We start from the raw sequence: 19,046 nt of genomic DNA, 5'->3' as shown, positions 1-19,046 counted from the left end.
GCGCGGCGGGTATCGATCTTGCATGTTGCGGCGGGGGAATTGTGGTGGGCGGGGAGGTCGAGGCGGGCTCGTCGAGCAGAGGGCGGGCGTGGGAGGTGTGGGATGCCGTGGGCGTTGGCGGGGCAGGCGTTGGGCTCGGGTGAGTGGTGAGGGCGCGACGGGGGCAGATGCCGTGGGTGCTGGTGGCGCCCGCGGCGGTGGGGCTGGCGTTCCTGCTGGTGCCGTTGGTCGGGCTGCTCGCGCGCACGCCGTGGGGGGACCTGGCGGGGCGGTTGTTCAGTGCCGAGGTGGGGCAGGCGCTGCGGTTGTCGGTGGTGTGCGCGAGTCTCGCGACGGTCATCTGCGTGCTGCTCGGGGTGCCGTTGGCGTGGGTGCTGGCGCGGGGGGACATCCCGGGGCGGCGGTTCGTGCGGGCGTTGGTGACGGTGCCGTTGGTGCTGCCGCCGGTGGTCGGGGGTGTGGCGTTGTTGCTGGTGCTCGGGCGGCGGGGCCCGGTCGGGCAGTTGTTGGACAGCTGGTTCGGGGTGTCGTTGCCGTTCACGACCGCGGGTGTGGTGGTGGCGGAGGCGTTCGTGGCGATGCCGTTCCTGGTGATCTCGGTGGAGGGCGCGCTGCGGGCCGCCGACCCGCGGTTCGAGGAGGCGGCGGCGACGCTCGGGGCGTCGCGGTCGCTGGTGTTCCGGCGGGTGACGTTGCCGTCGGTCGCGCCGGGGTTGGTGGCGGGCACGGTGTTGTGCTGGGCGCGCGCGCTCGGCGAGTTCGGTGCGACGATCACGTTCGCGGGCAACTTTCCCGGTGAGACAACGACGACGCCGCTCGCGGTCTACCTCGCGCTGGAGTCCGATCCGGACGCGGCGATCGTGCTGAGTGTGGTGCTGCTGGCGGTCTCCGTCGCGGTCCTCGCCGGCCTGCGCGAGCGGTGGATCACCGCATGAGTCTGGATGCTGATATCCGCACCGGTCGGGGTGAGTTCACCGTGGACTTGCGGCTGACGGTCGAAGCGGGTGAGACCGTTGCTCTGCTGGGGCCCAATGGCGCGGGGAAGACGACGGTGTTGCGGGCGTTGGCGGGGTTGCTTCCGTTGCTGGACGGGCACATTCGCGTCAACGACACCGTCTGGGATGAGCCGCCCAGGACGTTCGTTCCGGTGGAGCGGCGGCCGGTTGGTGTCGTGTTCCAGGACTATCTGTTGTTCGCCCATATGTCGGTGCTGGAGAATGTCGCGTTTGGACTGAGAGCGCGCGGGATGCGGCGGGACGCGGCGCGGCGACAGGCGATGGAGTGGTTGGCGGTTGTCGGGCTCGGGGACAAGGCGCAGGAGCGGCCGCGGCGGTTGTCGGGGGGACAGGCGCAGCGGGTGGCGTTGGTGCGGGCCTTGGTGGCTGGGCCGGAGTTGTTGTTGATGGACGAGCCGTTGGCGGCCCTGGACGCGGGCACTCGGGTGCGGGTGCGGGCGGAGTTGGGGCGGCATCTCGGGGAGTTCGCCGGGGGGACCGTGGTGGTGACGCACGATCCGTTGGATGCCATGGTGTTGGCGGATCGGCTCGTCATCGTGGAGGGTGGGCGGGTGGTGCAGAGCGGGTCGCCGGTCGAGGTCGCGCGGCGGCCGAAGACCCGGTATATCGCGGATCTGGTGGGGTTGAACCTCTGTCGTGGCGCGGCATCGGGGACGTCCGTGGCGCTCGACGGCGGGGGTGCGCTGATCATCGCGGAGCCCGCGCAGGGGCCGGTGTATGTGTCGTTCTCGCCCGCGTCGATCGGTCTGCATGCGGAGCGGCCGGGTGGGAGTCCACGGAACGCCTGGCCGGTCGTGGTCACGGGACTGGAACAGCACGCGCACACGGTGCGGGTGATGGTGGAAGGCGCGCCGTCCGTGCTGGTCGATGTGACGGCTGGGGTCGTGGCGGAGCTGCGGCTGGAGGTCGGGGCGCGGTTGTGGGCGGTGCTCAAGGCCACGGAGATCCAGACGTATCCGGCGTGATGCCGGGTCGGGCCCCCGCCGGGTCGTTGGTGAGGCGGGGCAGGGTGACGGTGAAGGTCGTGCCCTGGCCCGGGGGCGAGGTGACCGAGATGTGCCCCTGGTGCGCGGCGACCAGCGCGGCCACGATCGCCAGGCCCAGGCCCGCGCCGCCGCTGTCCTGGCTGCGGGAGGGGTCGACGCGGTAGAAGCGTTCGAAGACGCGGTCGAGCTGGTCGGGCGGTAGGCCGGGGCCCTGGTCGGCGACCTCCAGGATGGCGAAGTGGGCGGACATCCTGGTGCGGACGTCGATCGCGGCGGTGGTGTGGGTCAGGGCGTTGTTGACCAGGTTCGCGACCACCTGCCGCAGCCGCAGCTCGTCGCCGAGGACCAGGGCGCCCTCGTCGGCGACGTCCAGGTGCAGGCCGATGGCGCGGTCGGGGGCGACGACGCGGGCGTCGGTGACCGCGTCCACGGCGAGTACCGCCAGGTCGACCGGGGCCAGGTTGAGCGGGCGCTGGCGGTCCAGGCTGGCCAGCAGCAGCAGGTCCTCGACCAGGGTGCTCATGCGTTCGGCCTGGCCCTCGATGCGGCCCATCACCTCGCCGACGTCGGTGACCGCGCCCTGCCGGTACAGCTCGGCGTAGCCGCGGATCGAGGTGAGCGGGGTGCGCAGCTCGTGGCTGGCGTCGGCGACGAACCGGCGCATCCGGCCCTCGGAGACGCGGGCGGCCTCCTCGGAGCGGGCGCGGGCGTGGAAGGCCTGCTCGATCTGGCCGAGCATGCCGTTGAGCGACACCGCGAGCCTGCCGACCTCGCTGCCCGGGCGGCGGACCGGGACGCGACGGCCCAGGTCGCCCGCGGCGATGGCCTCGGCGGTGGCCTCGACCTCCTCCAGCGGCCGCATGCTGCCCCGGACCATGGCGTACCCGGTGCCCGCGAGCAGTACCAGGGCACCCAGGCTGATCAGCAGGAACGTGGTGCGGAGGTCGTCGACCGCGGCGTCGACGTCGGCCTGGCCCGCCGCCACCACGACCTCGCCGAGCGAGCCAGCCGAGGCGTCGCGGACCGGGCGGACCAGGACGCGCCAGCGCGGGCCCTTGTCGCCGACCGAGTCGACGGTCAGGTAGGTGCCCGAGGTCGTGGTGCCGTAGTCGGGGAGGGCGGGCCGGGACGAGCCCTCGCGGCGGGGGCCGAGGTCGACGCTGTGCCCGTCCGGGTAGCGGACCAGGACCAGTTCCAGCTGGGCCGAGACGAACCGCCGGTTCGAGCCGGACGGCTCCTCGCCGGTCAGCGCCATCCGCTCGGCCAGCCCGCTCATCCGGTCGAGCCGGGTGTCGATCTGGCCGAGCAGGTAGTTCTGCATGACCTGGGACCCGATCGCCCAGGTGCCGAGCAGGCCCGCGGCGGCCAGCAGCACCACGACGAGCACCAGGTGCACGCGCAGCGGGAGGCGGCCGAAGGCGTCGCGGACGCGGCGGATCCCGGTCACGGGGCACGCAGCACGTAGCCGAAGCCGCGCACCGTGTGGATGAGCCGCGGCTGGGCGTCGTCCACCTTGCGGCGCAGGTACGAGATGTAGGACTCGACCACGCCCGCCTCGCCGTTGAAGTCGTAGTTCCAGACCTGGTCGAGGATCTGTGCCTTGGATACCACCCGGCCCGCGTTGCGCAGCAGGTAGTGCAGGAGCTTGAACTCGGTCGGGGACAGCTCGACCACCCGCCCGGCCTTGCGGACGACGTGGCTGTCGACCTCCAGCTCCAGGTCGCCGACGCGCAGCCGTTCCGGGGCGTCGCCTGCCGGGCGGGTGCGGCGGAGCACGGCGGTGACCCGGGCGATGACCTCCTCCAGGCTGAACGGCTTGGTGACGTAGTCGTCGCCGCCGATGGTCAGGCCGGTGACCTTGTCGTGGTTGGCGTCCCGGGCGGTGAGGAACAGCACCGGCACCAGGTCGCCGCCCGCGCGCAGCGAGCGCAGCACGTCGAAGCCGTCCCGGTCGGGCAGCATCACGTCCAGCAGCACCAGGTCCGGGCGTCGCCGCTGGGCCTTGCGCAGGGCCTCGGTGCCGGTGGCCGCGGTCTCCACCTCGAAGCCCGCGAAACGCAGGCTGGTGGCGAGCAGGTCGCGGATGGCCGCGTCGTCCTCGACCACCAGCAGCGAGGCCCGCGCGCTCACCCCGCGGCCTGCCTGCGGGTGAGGGTGCGCGCGGTGACCGTGCCGTCGCTGCCCTGCTGGCCCTGCACCACGACGGTGTCGCCGGGGGCGAGGTCGCTCAGCTTGCCGGTGCTCATCAGGTCGACCACCGTGGAGTCCGATGTGGACACCTTGACCACCTTACCGTCCTGGGTCTTGACGTAGACCGTGGTGCCGTCCACGTGGTCGATGGTGCCCGCCGTGCCGCCCCGCGCGCCACCCGGGGCACCCGCGCCGCCCTGACCGCCCTGTCCCGGCTGCCCGCCCTGGCCCGTTCCCCGGCCGTAACCGCCGCCGAACCCGCCGTAGCCGCCCGCGCGGGCTCCCTGGCCCGCCGGGGTGGACGAGCTGGAGCCGAACGCCTTGTAGGTGAGCGCGCCGCCGCCGAAGGCGAGCAGCACCAGCACGACCACGCCGAGCACGATCGTGGTCTTGCTGACGCCCTTGCCCGCGTTGTGCAGCTGCTTGTCGAGATCGCCGCCGCCGACCGGCTGGGCGAGCAGCTGCTCGGGGTCGGGCTGGGGTGTGGTCACGGGAGGGCTCCTTGGTCGTGCCGGCTCATTCGTGCCGGAGGGCTTCGATGGGACGCAGGCGGGCCGCCCGGCTGGCCGGGTAGCTGCCGAAGAACAGGCCGATCAGCGCGGAGACCGCGAACGCGAGCAGCACCGAGGACGGCACGACCACCGGGGTGATGCCCGCGATGGTGAACCCGGAGCCGATGAACCCGGCGGCCACGCCGAGCGCGCCGCCGAACAGGCTGAGCATGGTGGCTTCCAGCAGGAACTGGCCGAGGATGGAGCCGCGGCGGGCGCCGACGGCCTTGCGGATGCCGATCTCGCGGATCCGCTCGGTGACGGTGACCAGCATGATGTTGGTGACGCCGATGCCGCCGACCAGCAGCGAGATGGCCGCGACCGAGGCGAGCAGCACGGTGAACGTGTCGGTGGTGGCGGTGCGGGCGCTGAGCAGCTGTTCCTGGCTGAGCACGCGGTAGTCGGCAGTCTGCCCATAGCCGATCTTGTGCCTGCCGTCCAGGATAGTGGTGACCTGGGCTTGGGCGTCGGCCAGCTTGTCGGCGCTGGTGGCCTGGACGACGATCTGGGAGAGGCTGCCGTAGCCCGCGAGCGCGTTCTGCACGGTGCTCAGCGGGGCGACGGCGATGTCGTCGGCGTCCTGCAGGCCACTGGATCCCTTGGTGGCCAACACGCCCACGACGGTGAACGGGATGTTGTTGACCAGGATGGACTGTCCGACCGGTTGGCTGCTCGGGAACAGCTGGGTGGCCACGGTGGCGCCGATGACCACGACCTTGCGGCCCTGTCTGACGTCGTCGGTGGAGAACAGCGCGCCCTGGGCGACCTCGCTGTTGGTGGTGCCGAAGTAGGCGGGGTCGGTGCCGATGAACTGCTGGACGCTGTAGCTGGTGGCGGCGTGGCTGGCGGTGGCGGAGGCGGACACGACCGGGGACGCGGACTTCACCGCGGGCGCCTCGACCGGGTCGGCCAGCGCGGTGGCGTCGGCGACGGTGAGCGGCTTGGTCGTGCTGCCCGCCTGGGCGCGCTGCGGGGAGACGGTGAGGATGTTGGTGCCCAGCCCGGCGATGCTCTGCTGCACCGACTGGGAGGCGCCGTTGCCGACCGCGATCAGCAGGATGACCGACGCGACGCCGATCATGATGCCGAGCGTGGTGAGCGCGGAGCGCAGCTTGTTGGCGGTGACCCCGCGCACGGCGAAGGCCAGGATCTCGGTGAACCTCATGCCGGTACTCCCCAGGCGGTGCGGGACTCGACGATCTGCCCGTCGACCACCCGGATCACCCGGCGGGCGTGCGCGGCGACATCGTCCTCGTGGGTGATCAGCACGACGGTGCGGCCGCTGGCGTGCAGGCGGTCGAGAATGCCCATGACCTCCTGGCTGCTGTGCGTGTCGAGGTTGCCGGTTGGCTCGTCGGCCAGCACGATCGCGGGCCCGGTGACCAGCGCGCGGGCGATCGCGACGCGCTGCTGCTGGCCGCCGGACAGCTCGTTGGGCCGGTGGCCTGCGCGGTCTTCCAGGCCGACCATGCGCAGCGCGGCCATCGACCGGGCCCGCCGCTCGGCCCGCCGGACCCCGGCGTAGACCAGCGGGAGCTCCACATTGGCCAGCGCGGTGGTGCGCGGGATCAGGTTGAACGACTGGAACACGAACCCGATCTTGCGGTTGCGCAGCAGGCCCAGCTGGGCCTCGCCGAACTCCGAGGTGTCGATGCCGTCGATCAGGTACCGGCCGGAGGTCGGGATGTCCAGGCAGCCCAGCACGTTGAGCAGGGTCGACTTGCCGGAGCCGGACGCGCCCATGATCGCCAGGTACTCGCCGCGCTCGACGACCAGATCGAGCCCGCGCAGCGCGTGCACCGCGGTGTCGCCGGAGCCGTAGGTCTTGCGCAGCTCCCGGACCTCGATGACCGGCGCACCGCCACCCGGGGCACTGCCTATCGAGGCACTGCCTGTCGAGGCACTGCCTGTCGGGGCACTGCCCGCCAGAGAGTTTCCCGCCAGGGCGTTGACGGCGCGAGTGTCGACGGGCCGGGTGTCGCCACCTCGGGTGTTGCCTGACCGGGTGTTGCCGCCCCGGGTGCTGCCTGATCGGGCGGTCATCGGCCCGGCCCGGTTCCGCCCGCGCCACCTCGCCCGGCGCCGCCGGTCCCGCCGCCACCGAACCCGGCGCCGCCGAACCCGCCCGTGCCGTTGCGGTTGTTGTTCCCGGTGCCCGCGCTGGTGGCCACCTGCGGCAGCAGCACCTGGTCGTTCTCGGACAGCCCGGAGGTGACCTGGACGTACTGGTCGCCGCGCACGCCCAGCTCGACCGTGCGCCGGGTCTCCTGCCCGTTGACCACCACCGTCACCGTGCTGGCGGTGCCCACGGTCTGCACCGCCGCGGACGGCACCGACAGCGCACCCTGGGCGCTGGCCACGGTGATCGACACGCTGGCCGACTGACCGGGTTTCAGGTTGGCGGGCGGGTTGGCGAGGGTGAGCGTGGTGCCGTACTGCACGACGTTGTTGGACGTGGTCGGCAGCAGGTCGATCGCGGCGACGGTGGCCTGCACGGGCTGGGTGGGCATCGCGTTGATCGTGACGGTCGCGGTCTGCCCGGCCTTGAGCTTGCTGACATCGCTCTCGGCGACCTCGGCGTGCAGGGTCAGGTTCTTCAGGTCGGTGATGACGAAGTCGCCGGACGGGGTGCTGGTGGTCGAGGTGCCGGAGCTGGAGCTGCTGGAGCCGCCGCCGGACGAGCCCGCCTTGGCGCCGACGGTCACGTTGACGGCGGTGATGGTGCCGTCGCCGGGCGCGGTGAGCGTCATCGCGGCGAGTGTCGCCTTGGCCTGGTCGCGGGCCAGGACGGCCTGGTCGACCTGGTTCTGCGGCTGCGCGGTGTCCTTGCCCGCGGTCTCCGCGTCGTCGAGCGTGGTGACCGCCTGGTTGAGGTTGTTCTGCGCGATGGTCAGCTGCAGCTTGGCCTGCGCGGTGTCCAGGGTGCCCAGCGTCTGGCCCTTGGTGACCACGTCGCCGACCTTGACCGGCACCGTGGCCACCGTGCCGGAGGTGCCGAACGAGGCCGCGCCGGAGTAGGAGCTCTGCACGGTGCCGGAGGCCGTGACGGTCTCCTCGACATCGCGCGTGGTGGCCGCGGCGGTGCGCTGCGCCGCGGCGGCGGCGGGTTCACTGCCGCTGCCGAAGAGCAGGAAATACCCGCCGACCAACACCCCGGCGAGCACGACCGCCAGGAGCCCGTTCACGACCCACCCACGTCTCATGACGGCAATGCTCGACCCGGACCCTGTGGCGCACCTACGAGAAAGCCGGCAATCTCCTGTGAAAGGTTCAGCCCGGGCGGCTCAGCCGAAGCGGCCGCTGCGCCGACCGCTCACCAGGCCCACCACCATCAGGCCCGCGACGAACACCGCCCCCGCCGCCAGCGCGATCATCGCCGCGGACAGCAGGGGCTCGAAGAACACCGTGACCAGAAAAGTGGGAATCACCGGTAAGACGAACAACAACGCCAGGGTCACCAACGCGCTCAGGAACTCCCGCACCGGTCCCACGCGCGGAACCTGGTCGCCGGAACAGATCGCCTGCACGCACCGCGCGAGGTCCACCAGCCCGCGGTCGTCCTGGTACAGGTATTCCAACGGGCGCGCGCGGTTGAGCCGCATGTGCACGGACTCGGCGCCCACGCGCAGCTCCAGCATGTCCGCGGTCTCCAGGCGCACCACCAGGTCGTCGCCGTCGCGGATGTCCGTGCGGGACACCGGTTCCGCCGCCCGGCCGAGCGCGTCGGCCACGATCGCCAGGACGTCGTCGGGTGATCCGTTGGTGTGCGGCACGCCGTCCGGCGCGTCGAACAGCCGCACCACCGCGTGCGGCACGGCGGCGCGCGGCACCCAGCGCTCGTAGTAGCCCGCCCGGTCCTCGAACGCGAACTCCTCCAGGTCGCCCGCGGCGATGGCGTCGTAGAAGGTCTCGCCGGAGTCGAAGAAGACCCACCAGGAGCCCTCGTTCCAGTAGCCGGTGACGCACATGTCGGCCAGTTCCGGACGTAATCGGGTGATCGCCGGGCCGAACCCGGTGATCGTGCCGGGCACCTCAGCGTCCATCGCGGACACCTCGCGGCTTGGCGAACCGTGCCGTGTGCCGGTCGCGCTCGCCGAGCAGTTCGGTCAACGCCCGGTGCAGCGGTGTGCGGATCGGGCTGCTGACGCGGTGCCGCAGGACGAGCACCCGCCCGTCGGTCAGCCGCAGCGACGGCGCCCGCCAGCCGACGGGGAAACGCCGGTTCTCGGTGCCGGGCGGCACGACCCACCGCCACTCGGCCACCTCGTCCGGGCGCAGCCGCCACCGCCTGCCCAGGACGCGGAACTCCAGTCGCCCGTCGCGCACGCGGATCGGGGCGAGGTCGAGCAGCGCGACCCCCGCCACGGCCATCGCCGCGATCCCGCCGACCACCAGGCCCAGCGCGAGGACGACCACGGCGCCGTCGGCGAAGTGGATCTCCCCCAGGTACCCCCACGTGATCAGGAGACCGAGGAGGAACAGGCCGCACCAACCCAGGGTGAGCGGCCACTGCCTGCCGAGCACAACCATGACCGCCCCACCAGTACGCCCAAGGCCCCGACCCATTGCCGAGTCTAGCGCGCGGCACCGCGCATGATCGACCGTTCAGACCGGACCGAGACCTTGTCCCGCACCGTCGCGGGCCACCAGCGGTCGACGCCCGGTCACCAACAGCAGCCGGGTGTGTGGCCGGACCGGGAAGACCTCGCCGTCGTCGGACACCACCTCGGCCACCCCGGGCGCGGCGATGCCGAGCCTGGCGTGCACCTCGGTCTCCTCCTCCCCGACCGTGACCGTCTGGTGGAAGAACCACGACACCGGGCCGCCATGGCCGGGCCCGGCCGGATCGATGACCGTGCCGCCGACCGCGGCCGCGGGCCACCACCGGCCGTCTTCCCGGTGGAAGCACGCGAGATCGCACGCGATACCGCCGTCCCTGCGCAGGCGCGCGAGCACTACCGCGGCCAGGTCTTCACCGCGCCAGACCGCGAGTGGGGACCATCCCGCGTCGGGGTCGGTCGGCCACGCGTGGACCTCGGTCCCGCTCACCGCCGCCAGCGTGACGGGATCACCCCACGGTTCGCTCACGCGGCCACGCTAGCGGTCTCGATCCGGGAAGTCGGTCTACTTCCCGGATCGAGCCGCGCCGCTCAGGCCAGTCAGGACGGTGTGGGCTCGGCGCCGTGCGTGCGCAGCCGGACGGCCCGCTCGGTGATGAGCCGGATGGACTCGTCCGGGCTCAGCGAGCGGGTGCGGATCGTCTCCACGTCCCGCTCGTACACCCGGACGTCGTCGGGCCGGTGCAGCCAGAGCGTCGACAGCCGGGTCGCCACGAACACGACCGGGTTGAGCCGCTCGGACTCCAGCACCGCGAACGAGCCGTCCAGCCCCGGGTGCCAGCCAAGGCCGAACGGGGTGACGCGCAGCTCGATGTGCGGGCGGCGGGCCATGGCCACCAGGTGGTCCATCTGGGCGATGGAGGTCTCCACGCCGCCCACGTTCTGGTAGAGCGCGGCCATCCCGATCAGGGCGGTGAACCGGGTCGGGCGTTGCCCGCCGAGGATCCGTTGGCGCTCCAACCGGATCCGCACCCGTTCGTCGACCTCGTCGGTGGTCGCGCCGCTGGACCGGACCACGGCCGCGGTCACGTCCGGCAGCTGCAACAGACTCGGCAGCACCAATGGCGCCACCTGCACGACCCGCGAGGCGAGGCGTTCGTACTCCAGGTACGCCTCGTCCTGCTGGCGCCGCTCGGCCGGGGTGGTGGCGATCCACTGCGGCTCGTCGACGTCGTAGGCCAGCGTCATGATCTGCTCGAACCGCGCCCCGGCCAGCCCGAGCACGGCCAGCATCCTGGCCACGTGCTCCGGCCTTGGCGTCCGTTCACCGGTCTCCCACCGGGACAGCGTGGGTGCGTCGCGATCGATGCGGAACGCGAAGTCCCGCAGCGACAGCCCACCGGCCTCGCGCGCCTGCCGGAGCACGCGCCCCAGCGCGACGGCCTTCGGAGTCCTCGGCATGTCCTCTCCCCTGCTGACAAGTCCGCTTGTTGACAAGACGGCAACATCCCCGCGTCGATACCCGGCATGCTGAAGTCGCCGGATCCGCTGATGACAAACGACTCGCCCGACTCGGCCTTTGGCCCGAGACTCGGGATCGCCTGGTTTCCGATTGTAGATCATATCCAGCGGAGTTCACATGTCCGGTACACACGCGCCCATCTCCGCCGAGGAAGCGCTCCGCCGCTTTCCCGAGCTACGCATTCTCGTCGAACTGCGCGACCGCGCCTGGCGCTTCCACCTGCTGACCGAGAATGAGCGGCTGGTGGCGGTCGCCGCAACATACAGCACGGACAGCCACACCGACGCCGTTTTCGTCTTCGACCGCACGCATGTCCTGGCCAACCGGCTGGTCGGCGACGGCGTGGTCTGGATGCGGGACGGCTCCGACCTCACCGAGGTGGTCACCGACCTGCTGGAACTCCCCACCCCGGGGCAACCCGGCGCACCGTGCCTGGTGATTCGCCCGACCACGCTGTGGATCCCATGAGCACCGGCGAAGTCTGGCAAATGGTCCTAGGACCTTTCATCGCGATCCTCCTCGGCTACGGGCTCCTGCTGTGGTTCACAACCTCCAAGGATCGGTGGAAGCGATAGCTTGTGTTGCTTTGTTAGCTTGATGATAAGCGGGTTTTGCCGACACCGCTCCCCGGGTGACATCAATTTGCGGTCATCCCGGGCGACATTCGGAAGGTCCTAGGACCTCACCGGGGGTGCACGGCAAACAACGGCGGTGAAAATCACCACCGCCGTGATCAAGAAAGGTCCACCGCCGGAAAACGAACGCCGCCGCGACCCGGCACGGGTCGCGGCGGCGTTCGGGGACTGGACTCAGCGGCGGCGCAGCAACGTCGACACCGCGTACGTGCCCGGACCCGCGGCGGCGATGAGCAGGAAGACCCAGGCGAACAGGGCCGCCTGCTCCCCCATGTTCGCCAGCGGGAACAGGCCGAGCGGCGCGTGCACGGTGAAGTAGGCGTAGGCCATGGAGCCGGAGCAGACGAGCGCGGTGACCCGGGTGAACAGTCCGATCAGGACCAGGGCGCCGCCGACCACCTGGATCAGACCGGCGTAGAAGCCCGGCCAGGACCCGACCTCTACGGCGGTGCCGTGCGTGTCGATCCCGCCGAACGAGCCGAACGCCTGGAGACCGTGGCAGATGAACAGGAAGCCGACGACGACTCGGACGACGGACAGGACGGCGCCGAACAGCCTGCCGTCGACAGGAGTCGTGGTGGTGGTGGTGGTGGCCTGGTCGATCATGGATCGGTCCTTTCGGGAGTGTTCTCGCCGAGCAGGGGGTCGGGCATGGACGCCGCGCCCGAGCTGTCCACAACCCCGCCGAGTTGTCCACAGGCCCCGCGGCCGACCTTGTTTACGCAGGTCAAAGCTCGATAGGGTCGAAAAGGGACGAAGGCCCCTGGGAAGGGCGGGGGCTGCGCCGGGCAAGATCGTCGATCTTGGGGTTGATCTTGGCGGGCGCGGCGAGTGTCGATCTTGACGGCGGGGGCCTTGGCGGTAGGCGGCCATAGCGGGGCGGCGGGGGTCGATCGTGGTCGCGTCGGCATGTCGACGTCGGTGAGCGTGGTGTGGTCGATCACGCGGTGCGGACGCGGGCCGGCTGCGGGAGTTTCGGGAAGGTACGGCTGGCAGCGCGGAAGAGAGAGGTCGGCTATCGGGCGGGCCTTGACAGGGTGACCGTTGCCGGCTTGTCGGTGTCGGACGGAAGGGCTGGGAGGTGGGGACTCCCAGCCCGGAGGATCAGGCGAAGACGGAGTCGAGCCAGTGCTGCCAGGCCTCGGTGGTCTTGGCGGCGTCGGCCGGGGCGGTGAACAGGTGGTGCGCGGCGGAGGCGGGGCCGCCCCAGCGGTCGCGGCAGTAGAAGCGGTAGAGGGCGTCGGCGGAGCGCAGGCCGATGAAGTGGTCGTCCAGGTAGTCGACCTCGGCGTCCACCGGGTCCAGGCCGGGGACCTCCAGCCGGACGCGGTCGCCGACGGCGGTGACGCCGAGCGCGGTGCGGAGGACGTCGACCGAGCCAGCCGTGGTGGAGGCGGCGGGGCCGTCGGCGGCGAGGTAGGTGGCGTCCCGGCCGGGGAAGAACCTCACGTACTGGCCGAGCGAGTGCAGGTAGAAGTCGGTGTGCACGCCGACGCCGTCGTACTGGGTGTCCCAGTCGCCGGTGAAGATGCCGCTGTGCACGTAGCGCAGGACGGTGGTGCCGCCATCGCGGGCCTCGATGATGTGCTCCAGCGCGTTGAACCAGCCGTCCGGGCCCTCGGTGCGGTAGGCGACCGCGGCCGGCGGGTCCCAGGTGGTCACCCGGTTGCCCTGGTCGTCGGGGGTGCCGTCGGCGGGCGGGTTGGGGGTGGGGAACATCCAGCCCGCGTGGTTCTCGGCGATGGCGTTGAACACCTGCTCCGGGGTTGCTTCCAGGACGACCTCGCGGCGGACCTCGAACTGCTTCGACATGATTGCTCTCCTCAGGGGTTCTGGGGTGACTTGAGACTGGGGTGCAAGGCGACGATCAATCGGTGCTTACGGCCGCCGGGCGCGTTCTCCGCGTGGTACTTGCGCACCAGGTCGGCGACCGCGTCCTGCAACTCGCCCGCGAACGCGGCGCGGTCGGCGGCGGTGGCGAAGGTCAGTTCGGTGTCGCAGGCGTAGGTGGCCAGCCGCTGCTTGGCTGCGGTGGCGCCCTCGATGAGCCTGCCAAGCTCGCGCACCATGCGGGCGGCGAGCGCGAGCAGCCACCGCGCGGAAAGCTGGTCGGGCGACTTGGACGGGTCGGGCGCGACCGCGGACAGCGCGGCTGGCGAGATCACGTATGAGGCGGCGGTGGCGCGGAGCACTCGCTCGGTGCAATTGCCCTTTCTCCGCTCCTCCACCAGCTCGACCAGGCCGTGCTTCTCCAGGGCGCGCAGGTGGTAGTTGACCTTCTGCCGGGGCAGGCCGACCACGGCGGCCAGCGAGCTGGCCGAGCCGGGCTCCGCGAGCGCGGCCAGCAGGGCCGCCCGCACGGGGTCCAGCGTGACCTCGGCCGCGGCCGGGTCCTCGATCACCGCTACGTCGAACATGGAGCAAGCCTGACACCGACAACTTTTCTTGTCAAGGATGAACCGAGTTGTCGGTGTGCGGACGCCGTACCATGCCGCTGACCACGTGAGATCCGGCAGATCGGGAGTACATGCCCACCCACGCGCTGCTCGTGCGGCCCGCGCTGAACCGCGTCTACGCCGAGTCGTCGGTGGCCCTCATGGCGGCCGAGCTCGCCGTTTTCGGCACCCACGTCCTGGGCGGCCGGGTCACCGGCATCGAGCCGACCCGGATCGGCGGCGTGCCCTACCTGACGTTCGATTGCCCCGATCTCTCCGACCGCGACGCGGATTACCTCGCCAACCTGTCCTCCGCGTATGCCCTGTTCGAGCTGCGCGGCGACCTGCTGGCCCCGGTCACGCTCACGCCGCTGGACAAGTTCGACGACGACCTGGTGACGATCCAGAAGTACGTGGGCAAGACGAACGAGCACTTCACCAAGCTGATGCTGAACCTGGCGGTCGTGTCGTCGGCTGCCGGTCCGGACATGCTGACCCGGCGGCTGCGCGTGTTCGATCCGTTGTGCGGGCGCGGGACCACGCTCAACCAGGCCCTGCTGTACGGCTGGGACACGGCCGGAATCGACCTGGACACCAAGGATTTCGACGCGTATTCGACGTTCCTGCAGACGTGGCTCAAGCGGAAACGGGTGAAGCACCAGGCCGACGTCAACCGGGTCCGCCGCGACGGCAAGGTCATCGCGCGCCGGTTCACGGCTTCCATCGGGACGACGAAGGAAGGCTACAAAGCGGGTGACGCGTTGAGCCTCGATTACGTCAACGCGGACACCGTCGAATCACCGAGGTTCCACCGGGCCGGGACGTTCGACGTTCTCGTCGCCGACGCGCCTTATGGCGTGCAGCACGGGAGTCGGGCGACCGGCGGCCTGCACCGGGGGCCGATCGACCTGGTCACGGCCGCGATCGGCGGCTGGAGCGGGCTGCTTCGGCCGGGTGGGACGATCGCCTTGTCGTGGAACACGAATGTGGTGCCGCGCGAGGCGATGGTGGACGCGCTGACGACTTCCGACCTGACGCCGCTGAATGACGGCCCCTATCTGGAGTTCTCGCACCGGGTGGACCAGGCGATCGTCCGGGACATCGTCATCGCTCGGAAGACGGCGTGACCCGGAGCTTTCCGTCGTGGAAGCTCCAAGCGGTGCCATCGGGATTGGCGCCCGCGAGGCCGTCCAGATCCCCCATCCGGTCGGGCAACGCGGGACAAGCCAATCCCGAGAACGCGATGGTGCGATTCGGCCGCCATTCGGGCATGCGGGTGAGGCGGTTTCCCATGCCCTGCCAGGCGCCCGCCTGATCGGCCAGCACCCACACGTCCGGGTTGCCCGCCGCCAGCCTGCACGCCGGGCGCAGCCAGGACGCCGCCGTCGCGGGCCAGGACACGATTGCTCCGATCTCCCCCGGCCAGGCCGCGACGAACGCCCGAGCGGCGGCGACCGACGCGGGATCCCGGCCGTGGCCGACGTTGGCCAGGCCACCGCCCCGGCGACGAGCCAGGGCCAGGACGGTGGCCAGTTCGGCGTCGGTCATGTGCCCGGCCCGCACAGCTCGCACGGGCGGTAGCCCGCCTTGAGCGCCGACGCCAGTGTGCGAAAGCCGCGTCGGTCGTCCTGAGTGGACTCGCGGACCCGGGCGCAGGTGGGGTAGCAGACCGTCGCCCCGGTGGCGATGAACAGGATGTTGGCGGAGGCCCAGTTCAGGACCTCGTCCACGTTGGTTTCCTCGGTGCGCAGCAGTCGTTCCTTGAGCGGCGCGCCGAAGACGTACTGTCCTAGTTGACCGTCCGAGCGCACGACCCGGTGGCACGGGATCAAGACCGGGACAGGGTTGTGCCCCAACGCGGTGCCAACCGCCCTGACCGCGCGTGGACGGCCGATCTCGCGCGCGACCCACGCGTACGGACGGATCTGACCGACCGGGATGCGACGGGTGGCGGTGAGCACATCACGCTCGAAGTCGGTGAGCACCCGCAGATCCACCGGGACGTGCAATGCCGTCTCGGGCGATCGGAGCGCGGGGAGCAATCCGCTCGGTGCATGTGTGGCGCGGCGCAGCGGGCGCTCGAAGAGCTCGTAGAAGCGGTCTCGGAACAGCTCCTCATCGTCGGACACCGACTCGGCGGTGCGGATATAACTGACCCCGACGTCGGTGAAAGCCACGAACAGCTCGCCGACCGGCCCGGGAACCCGGGTCCAGTCGCTGAACAGCGCGGTGGTCAGGTCGCGCGGTGGTTCGGCCGACAGCTCCGCCAGCTCGGCCGCGACCAGGTCGTCGAAACTCATGCCAACGCCTCCTTCGCGTACGTCTCGCGCAGCCGGGCCAGGCCGCGGCGGACATGGGACTTCACGGTGCTCTCCGGCACCCGCATGACGGCGGAGATCTCCGCCACCGGCAGCCCGACGACGTGCCGCAGCACGACCGCCACCCGCTGGTTCTCCGGCAGCCCGGCGAGCGCGTCACCGAGCTCCCGCCGGGTCTCCTCGGCGGTCACCAGCTCCTCCACACTCGCCCCACCCGCGGCTTCCTCTGGCACGTCCGCCACGGGCGTCGCCGGGTGGCGGGTGGCCGAGCGTACGGTGTTGCGCCAGGTGTTGAGCAGGATCGTCAACAGCCACGCGCGGGGGCGCAGGGCGAGGATGCGGGACCGGTCGTATCGGCGCAGAGCACGGTAGGCCCGCAGAAAACACTCGGCGGCGAGATCCTCCGCATCGACCCCGCCGACCCGCAGCGCCACGGAGTACACGACCCGCTGGTGCGCGCGCACCAGCGCCGCGAACCCGGCATCGAGATCATCGCTCAGAGCGGCGAGTAGGGCCGCGTCATCGGACAGGTCAGACATGTATGGAGAACACCGCCGTCGTCATCGGCGTTGCACGTTGTCTGGGTGAGGGTACTTGGGGTGGGGGTTGTCCACAGGTGCGCTGGTTCATCCCCAGGTCACGGCTGGGGGATATTGACAGTTCTCAGGACCGCGTAGCGTCATGAGTGGGGGGCTTCCGAGGCCCCTGGGTGGGCGGGGTCTGCCCTGTCGCCGGTGTGGGCCGAGCGAACCCATGATCGGAGTCGGCCGGTCCGAGCGGGCTCGTCGAGTTGTCCACAAGTTGCCGGATTCGTCCACAGGTCTCGGTCGGGCGATATTGACAGCGGCCTGGACCGGATAGCGTTCTCCCCAGTGGGCCCGCCCTCCTGGGTGGGCGTTTGCTGTGCGCGGGGCGGCGAAATGGGGACGGGGCCACCTGATCGGGGTGGGCGAGGTGGGGCTGGTTCCGGGTTTCACGGGCAGGTGATGATCTGGCCTGCCCAGGAGAGGCCACCGCCGAAGGCGAACAGGAGGACGGGGCGGCCGGTGGGGAGGTCGCCGCGTTCGTGCAGTTTGGACAGGGCGAGGGGGACCGAGGCGGCCGAGGTGTTGCCGGACTCGACGACGTCGCGGGCGATGACCGTGTTCTCGGCGAGATCGAGGCGTCGGGTAAGGGATTCGATGATGCGCAGGTTGGCCTGGTGGGTGACGACGCCCGCCAGGTCGGTGAGGGGGATGCCTGCGCGGTGGCAGGTCTCGCGGGCGATGTCGGGGAGTTCGCCGGTCGCCCACCGGAACACGGCCTGACCCTCCTGGGCGAAGCGGGGCTGCCAGGCGTCCATGAGACGGACGAGGGTGGCGCGGGTGGGGTCGGAGCCCCAGACGACCGGGCCGATGGCGGTGGTGGGGTCGTCGGTGGCGCTCAGGATGGCGGCGCCCGCACCGTCGCCGAGGAGGACGCAGGTGGTGCGGTCGGTCCAGTCGGTGATGTCGGACATCTTCTCCGCGCCGATGACCAGGGCGTGCCGGGCGGCGCCTGCCTGGATCGAGTGGTCGGCGCAGGCCAGCGCGGTGCAGAAACCAGCGCAGCCGTTGTTCAGGTCGTAGCAGACGGCGTTCGGGATACCCAGGCGCGCGGCGACCTGGGCGGCGATCGACGGGCAGCGGTCGATCGCCGAGCAGGTGGCGACGGTGACCAGGCCGATCTCGTCGGGCGCCAGGCCGGACGCGGCAAGCGCTTTCGCGGCGGCCTCGGCCGCCAGGTCGGTGACCGATTCGTCGGCTCCGGCGATGCGCCGGGTGGCAATGCCGGTGCGCTGGCGGATCCAGGCGTCGTTCGTGTCGACCATGGCCTCAAGGTCGGCGTTGGTGCGCACGCTCGCGGGCTGGTGGTGGCCCAGCGCGGCGATCCGGGATCCAGGCAACGGGTGCTCCTCGGGTCGGGTACCGCGAATATAGCAACCGATCGGTCGGAAGCTAAGCTGGGAGCGTGAGTCCTCGGAAGTCGGCGGTCGAGACCAGACGGACCCGGCAGCGCATCCTCGACCGGGGCGTGGCGATCGCGTCCGTGGACGGACTGGAGGGGTTGACCATCGGCAGGCTGGCCGCCGAGATGGAGATGAGCAAGGCGGGCATCCTCGGTCACTTCGGCACGAAGGAGACCCTGCAACTCGCGGTCATCGATACGGCGGCGGAGCTGTTCACGCGCGAGGTACCCGCCCGCGTTCGTGCTACCGGTCGCGGCCTCCCCTACCTGCGCGCGGCTTGTGAGGCGTGGGTCTCGTACCTGGAACGCGGGGTGTTTCCCGGCGGGTGCTTCTTCACGTCAGTGGCGGCCGAGTTCGACGGCCGGGGCGGACCGATCCGCGACGCCGTTGCCGCGTTGCAGACGCAGTGGCAGCGGAACCTCACCCTGCACATCCGGCACGCGGTGGTCTCGGGGGACCTTTCGGCGGACACCGATGTCGAGCAGCTGATCTATGAGCTGACTGGCGTGATCCTGTCGCTCAACCACTTCCTACAACTCAACCACGATGCGACTGCCCCTGCCCGCGCCCGCCGCGCTCTCCAACGGCTGTTGCCTGCGCCTTCGGCCGAGTTGTCCACAGCCCGCTCGATCCGTCCACAGTTTTCGAACGGGGGATATTGACAGCGGGCAAGATCGCCTAGTGGTGCGACCCAGAACGTCGGCCGTGTATCGGCGGGTCCACGGCGTGGCTGGCGGTGCCGCCGGGACGGCCTCGTACTGGATGTACTTGGTCGTTTCGGCGGTGCCGTCAGGCACGTCGTGGGCGGGTCGAGACATGGTCGACGTTCTGGGTCGCACCACTAGTG

The 19,046-nt window shown here is 70.9% G+C and carries 22 protein-coding genes; 5 read left to right on the top strand and 17 right to left on the bottom strand.

Annotated elements, in window-relative coordinates; translation table 11 throughout:
* Positions 1 to 167 precede the first annotated feature (167 nt).
* Together modB and C503_RS0130430 are read left to right on the top strand one after the other, a co-directional pair.
* The gene (gene modB, locus C503_RS0130435) at positions 168 to 935 is read left to right on the top strand and encodes a molybdate ABC transporter permease subunit (protein ID WP_018686014.1); all 768 of its coding nucleotides are present in this window, start codon (positions 168 to 170) and stop codon (positions 933 to 935) included.
* Positions 932 to 1,981: an ABC transporter ATP-binding protein gene (locus C503_RS0130430; protein ID WP_018686013.1), complete on the top strand. Its 1,050-nt coding sequence runs from the start codon at positions 932 to 934 to the stop codon at positions 1,979 to 1,981. Before modB ends, C503_RS0130430 begins: the two co-directional genes overlap by 4 nt.
* Here C503_RS0130430 and C503_RS41405 read toward each other — a convergent pair.
* The 10 genes from C503_RS41405 to C503_RS41400 form a co-directional block, all read right to left on the bottom strand.
* Positions 1,947 to 3,449: a sensor histidine kinase gene (locus C503_RS41405; RefSeq protein ID WP_018686012.1), complete on the bottom strand. Its 1,503-nt coding sequence runs from the start codon at positions 3,447 to 3,449 to the stop codon at positions 1,947 to 1,949. The genes C503_RS0130430 and C503_RS41405 overlap by 35 nt on opposite strands.
* The gene (locus C503_RS0130420; protein WP_026316856.1) at positions 3,446 to 4,132 is read right to left on the bottom strand and encodes a response regulator transcription factor; all 687 of its coding nucleotides are present in this window, start codon (positions 4,130 to 4,132) and stop codon (positions 3,446 to 3,448) included. Before C503_RS0130420 ends, C503_RS41405 begins: the two co-directional genes overlap by 4 nt.
* A complete protein-coding gene (locus C503_RS0130415; RefSeq protein WP_018686010.1) occupies positions 4,129 to 4,683 on the bottom strand; it encodes a DUF5666 domain-containing protein in 555 nt (184 codons plus the stop codon). The genes C503_RS0130420 and C503_RS0130415 overlap by 4 nt, the downstream gene beginning before the upstream one ends.
* A 25-nt stretch (positions 4,684 to 4,708) precedes the next feature.
* Positions 4,709 to 5,908, bottom strand: a complete 1,200-nt coding sequence (locus tag C503_RS0130410) for an ABC transporter permease (RefSeq protein WP_018686009.1) — start codon at positions 5,906 to 5,908, stop codon at positions 4,709 to 4,711.
* Positions 5,905 to 6,624, bottom strand: a complete 720-nt coding sequence (locus C503_RS0130405; RefSeq protein ID WP_026316855.1) for an ABC transporter ATP-binding protein — start codon at positions 6,622 to 6,624, stop codon at positions 5,905 to 5,907. The genes C503_RS0130410 and C503_RS0130405 overlap by 4 nt, the downstream gene beginning before the upstream one ends.
* Positions 6,625 to 6,782: 158 nt before the next feature.
* Positions 6,783 to 7,946, bottom strand: coding sequence for an efflux RND transporter periplasmic adaptor subunit (locus tag C503_RS0130400; protein ID WP_033401212.1), 1,164 nt, complete (start codon positions 7,944 to 7,946; stop codon positions 6,783 to 6,785).
* 81 nt (positions 7,947 to 8,027) lie between these two features.
* On the bottom strand, positions 8,028 to 8,786 hold the full coding sequence (locus C503_RS0130395) for a hypothetical protein (protein WP_018686006.1): 759 nt from the start codon (positions 8,784 to 8,786) through the stop codon (positions 8,028 to 8,030).
* On the bottom strand, positions 8,776 to 9,273 hold the full coding sequence (locus C503_RS0130390) for a hypothetical protein (protein WP_018686005.1): 498 nt from the start codon (positions 9,271 to 9,273) through the stop codon (positions 8,776 to 8,778). Before C503_RS0130390 ends, C503_RS0130395 begins: the two co-directional genes overlap by 11 nt.
* Before the next feature lie 75 nt (positions 9,274 to 9,348).
* Positions 9,349 to 9,831 (bottom strand): hypothetical protein, encoded by a 483-nt coding sequence (locus C503_RS0130385; RefSeq protein WP_018686004.1) that lies wholly within the window; start codon positions 9,829 to 9,831, stop codon positions 9,349 to 9,351.
* Between the two features lie 71 nt (positions 9,832 to 9,902).
* Positions 9,903 to 10,763 carry a helix-turn-helix domain-containing protein gene (locus C503_RS41400; RefSeq protein WP_018686003.1) on the bottom strand — a complete coding sequence of 287 codons (861 nt, stop codon included), beginning with the start codon at positions 10,761 to 10,763 and terminating at the stop codon, positions 9,903 to 9,905.
* Between the two features lie 178 nt (positions 10,764 to 10,941).
* On the opposite strand from C503_RS41400, the gene C503_RS0130375 reads away from it, so the two are divergent.
* On the top strand, positions 10,942 to 11,292 hold the full coding sequence (locus tag C503_RS0130375) for a hypothetical protein (RefSeq protein ID WP_018686002.1): 351 nt from the start codon (positions 10,942 to 10,944) through the stop codon (positions 11,290 to 11,292).
* 341 nt (positions 11,293 to 11,633) lie between these two features.
* On the opposite strand, the gene C503_RS0130370 is transcribed toward C503_RS0130375, so the two are convergent.
* From C503_RS0130370 to C503_RS0130360, 3 genes are all read right to left on the bottom strand, one after another.
* The gene (locus C503_RS0130370; protein WP_018686000.1) at positions 11,634 to 12,065 is read right to left on the bottom strand and encodes a DoxX family protein; all 432 of its coding nucleotides are present in this window, start codon (positions 12,063 to 12,065) and stop codon (positions 11,634 to 11,636) included.
* A gap of 498 nt (positions 12,066 to 12,563) precedes the next feature.
* Entirely contained in the window at positions 12,564 to 13,271 is a 708-nt protein-coding gene (locus C503_RS0130365; RefSeq protein ID WP_018685999.1) for an SRPBCC family protein, read from the bottom strand.
* Positions 13,272 to 13,282: 11 nt separating this feature from the next.
* Positions 13,283 to 13,876 (bottom strand): ArsR/SmtB family transcription factor, encoded by a 594-nt coding sequence (locus C503_RS0130360; protein ID WP_018685998.1) that lies wholly within the window; start codon positions 13,874 to 13,876, stop codon positions 13,283 to 13,285.
* A 110-nt stretch (positions 13,877 to 13,986) separates the two neighbouring features.
* Between C503_RS0130360 and C503_RS0130355 the strand changes: the two genes are divergently transcribed.
* Positions 13,987 to 15,021 (top strand): TRM11 family SAM-dependent methyltransferase, encoded by a 1,035-nt coding sequence (locus C503_RS0130355; RefSeq protein ID WP_018685997.1) that lies wholly within the window; start codon positions 13,987 to 13,989, stop codon positions 15,019 to 15,021.
* Here C503_RS0130355 and C503_RS0130350 read toward each other — a convergent pair.
* From C503_RS0130350 to C503_RS0130335, 4 genes are all read right to left on the bottom strand, one after another.
* Positions 14,999 to 15,466 carry a hypothetical protein gene (locus C503_RS0130350; protein ID WP_245572623.1) on the bottom strand — a complete coding sequence of 156 codons (468 nt, stop codon included), beginning with the start codon at positions 15,464 to 15,466 and terminating at the stop codon, positions 14,999 to 15,001. The genes C503_RS0130355 and C503_RS0130350 overlap by 23 nt on opposite strands.
* Positions 15,439 to 16,194 carry a methylated-DNA--[protein]-cysteine S-methyltransferase gene (locus tag C503_RS0130345; RefSeq protein ID WP_018685995.1) on the bottom strand — a complete coding sequence of 252 codons (756 nt, stop codon included), beginning with the start codon at positions 16,192 to 16,194 and terminating at the stop codon, positions 15,439 to 15,441. The genes C503_RS0130350 and C503_RS0130345 overlap by 28 nt, the downstream gene beginning before the upstream one ends.
* Positions 16,191 to 16,751, bottom strand: a complete 561-nt coding sequence (locus C503_RS0130340; protein ID WP_018685994.1) for an RNA polymerase sigma factor — start codon at positions 16,749 to 16,751, stop codon at positions 16,191 to 16,193. The genes C503_RS0130345 and C503_RS0130340 overlap by 4 nt, the downstream gene beginning before the upstream one ends.
* Positions 16,752 to 17,185: 434 nt before the next feature.
* On the bottom strand, positions 17,186 to 18,136 hold the full coding sequence (locus C503_RS0130335; RefSeq protein WP_018685993.1) for a beta-ketoacyl-ACP synthase III: 951 nt from the start codon (positions 18,134 to 18,136) through the stop codon (positions 17,186 to 17,188).
* A gap of 65 nt (positions 18,137 to 18,201) precedes the next feature.
* On the opposite strand from C503_RS0130335, the gene C503_RS0130330 reads away from it, so the two are divergent.
* A complete protein-coding gene (locus C503_RS0130330) occupies positions 18,202 to 18,861 on the top strand; it encodes a TetR/AcrR family transcriptional regulator (RefSeq protein ID WP_018685992.1) in 660 nt (219 codons plus the stop codon).
* Positions 18,862 to 19,046 lie beyond the last annotated feature (185 nt).

The organism is Actinokineospora enzanensis DSM 44649, assembly GCF_000374445.1.
GTDB lineage: Bacteria > Actinomycetota > Actinomycetes > Mycobacteriales > Pseudonocardiaceae > Actinokineospora > Actinokineospora enzanensis.
This window is presented reverse-complemented; position numbering and strand designations above follow the sequence as displayed.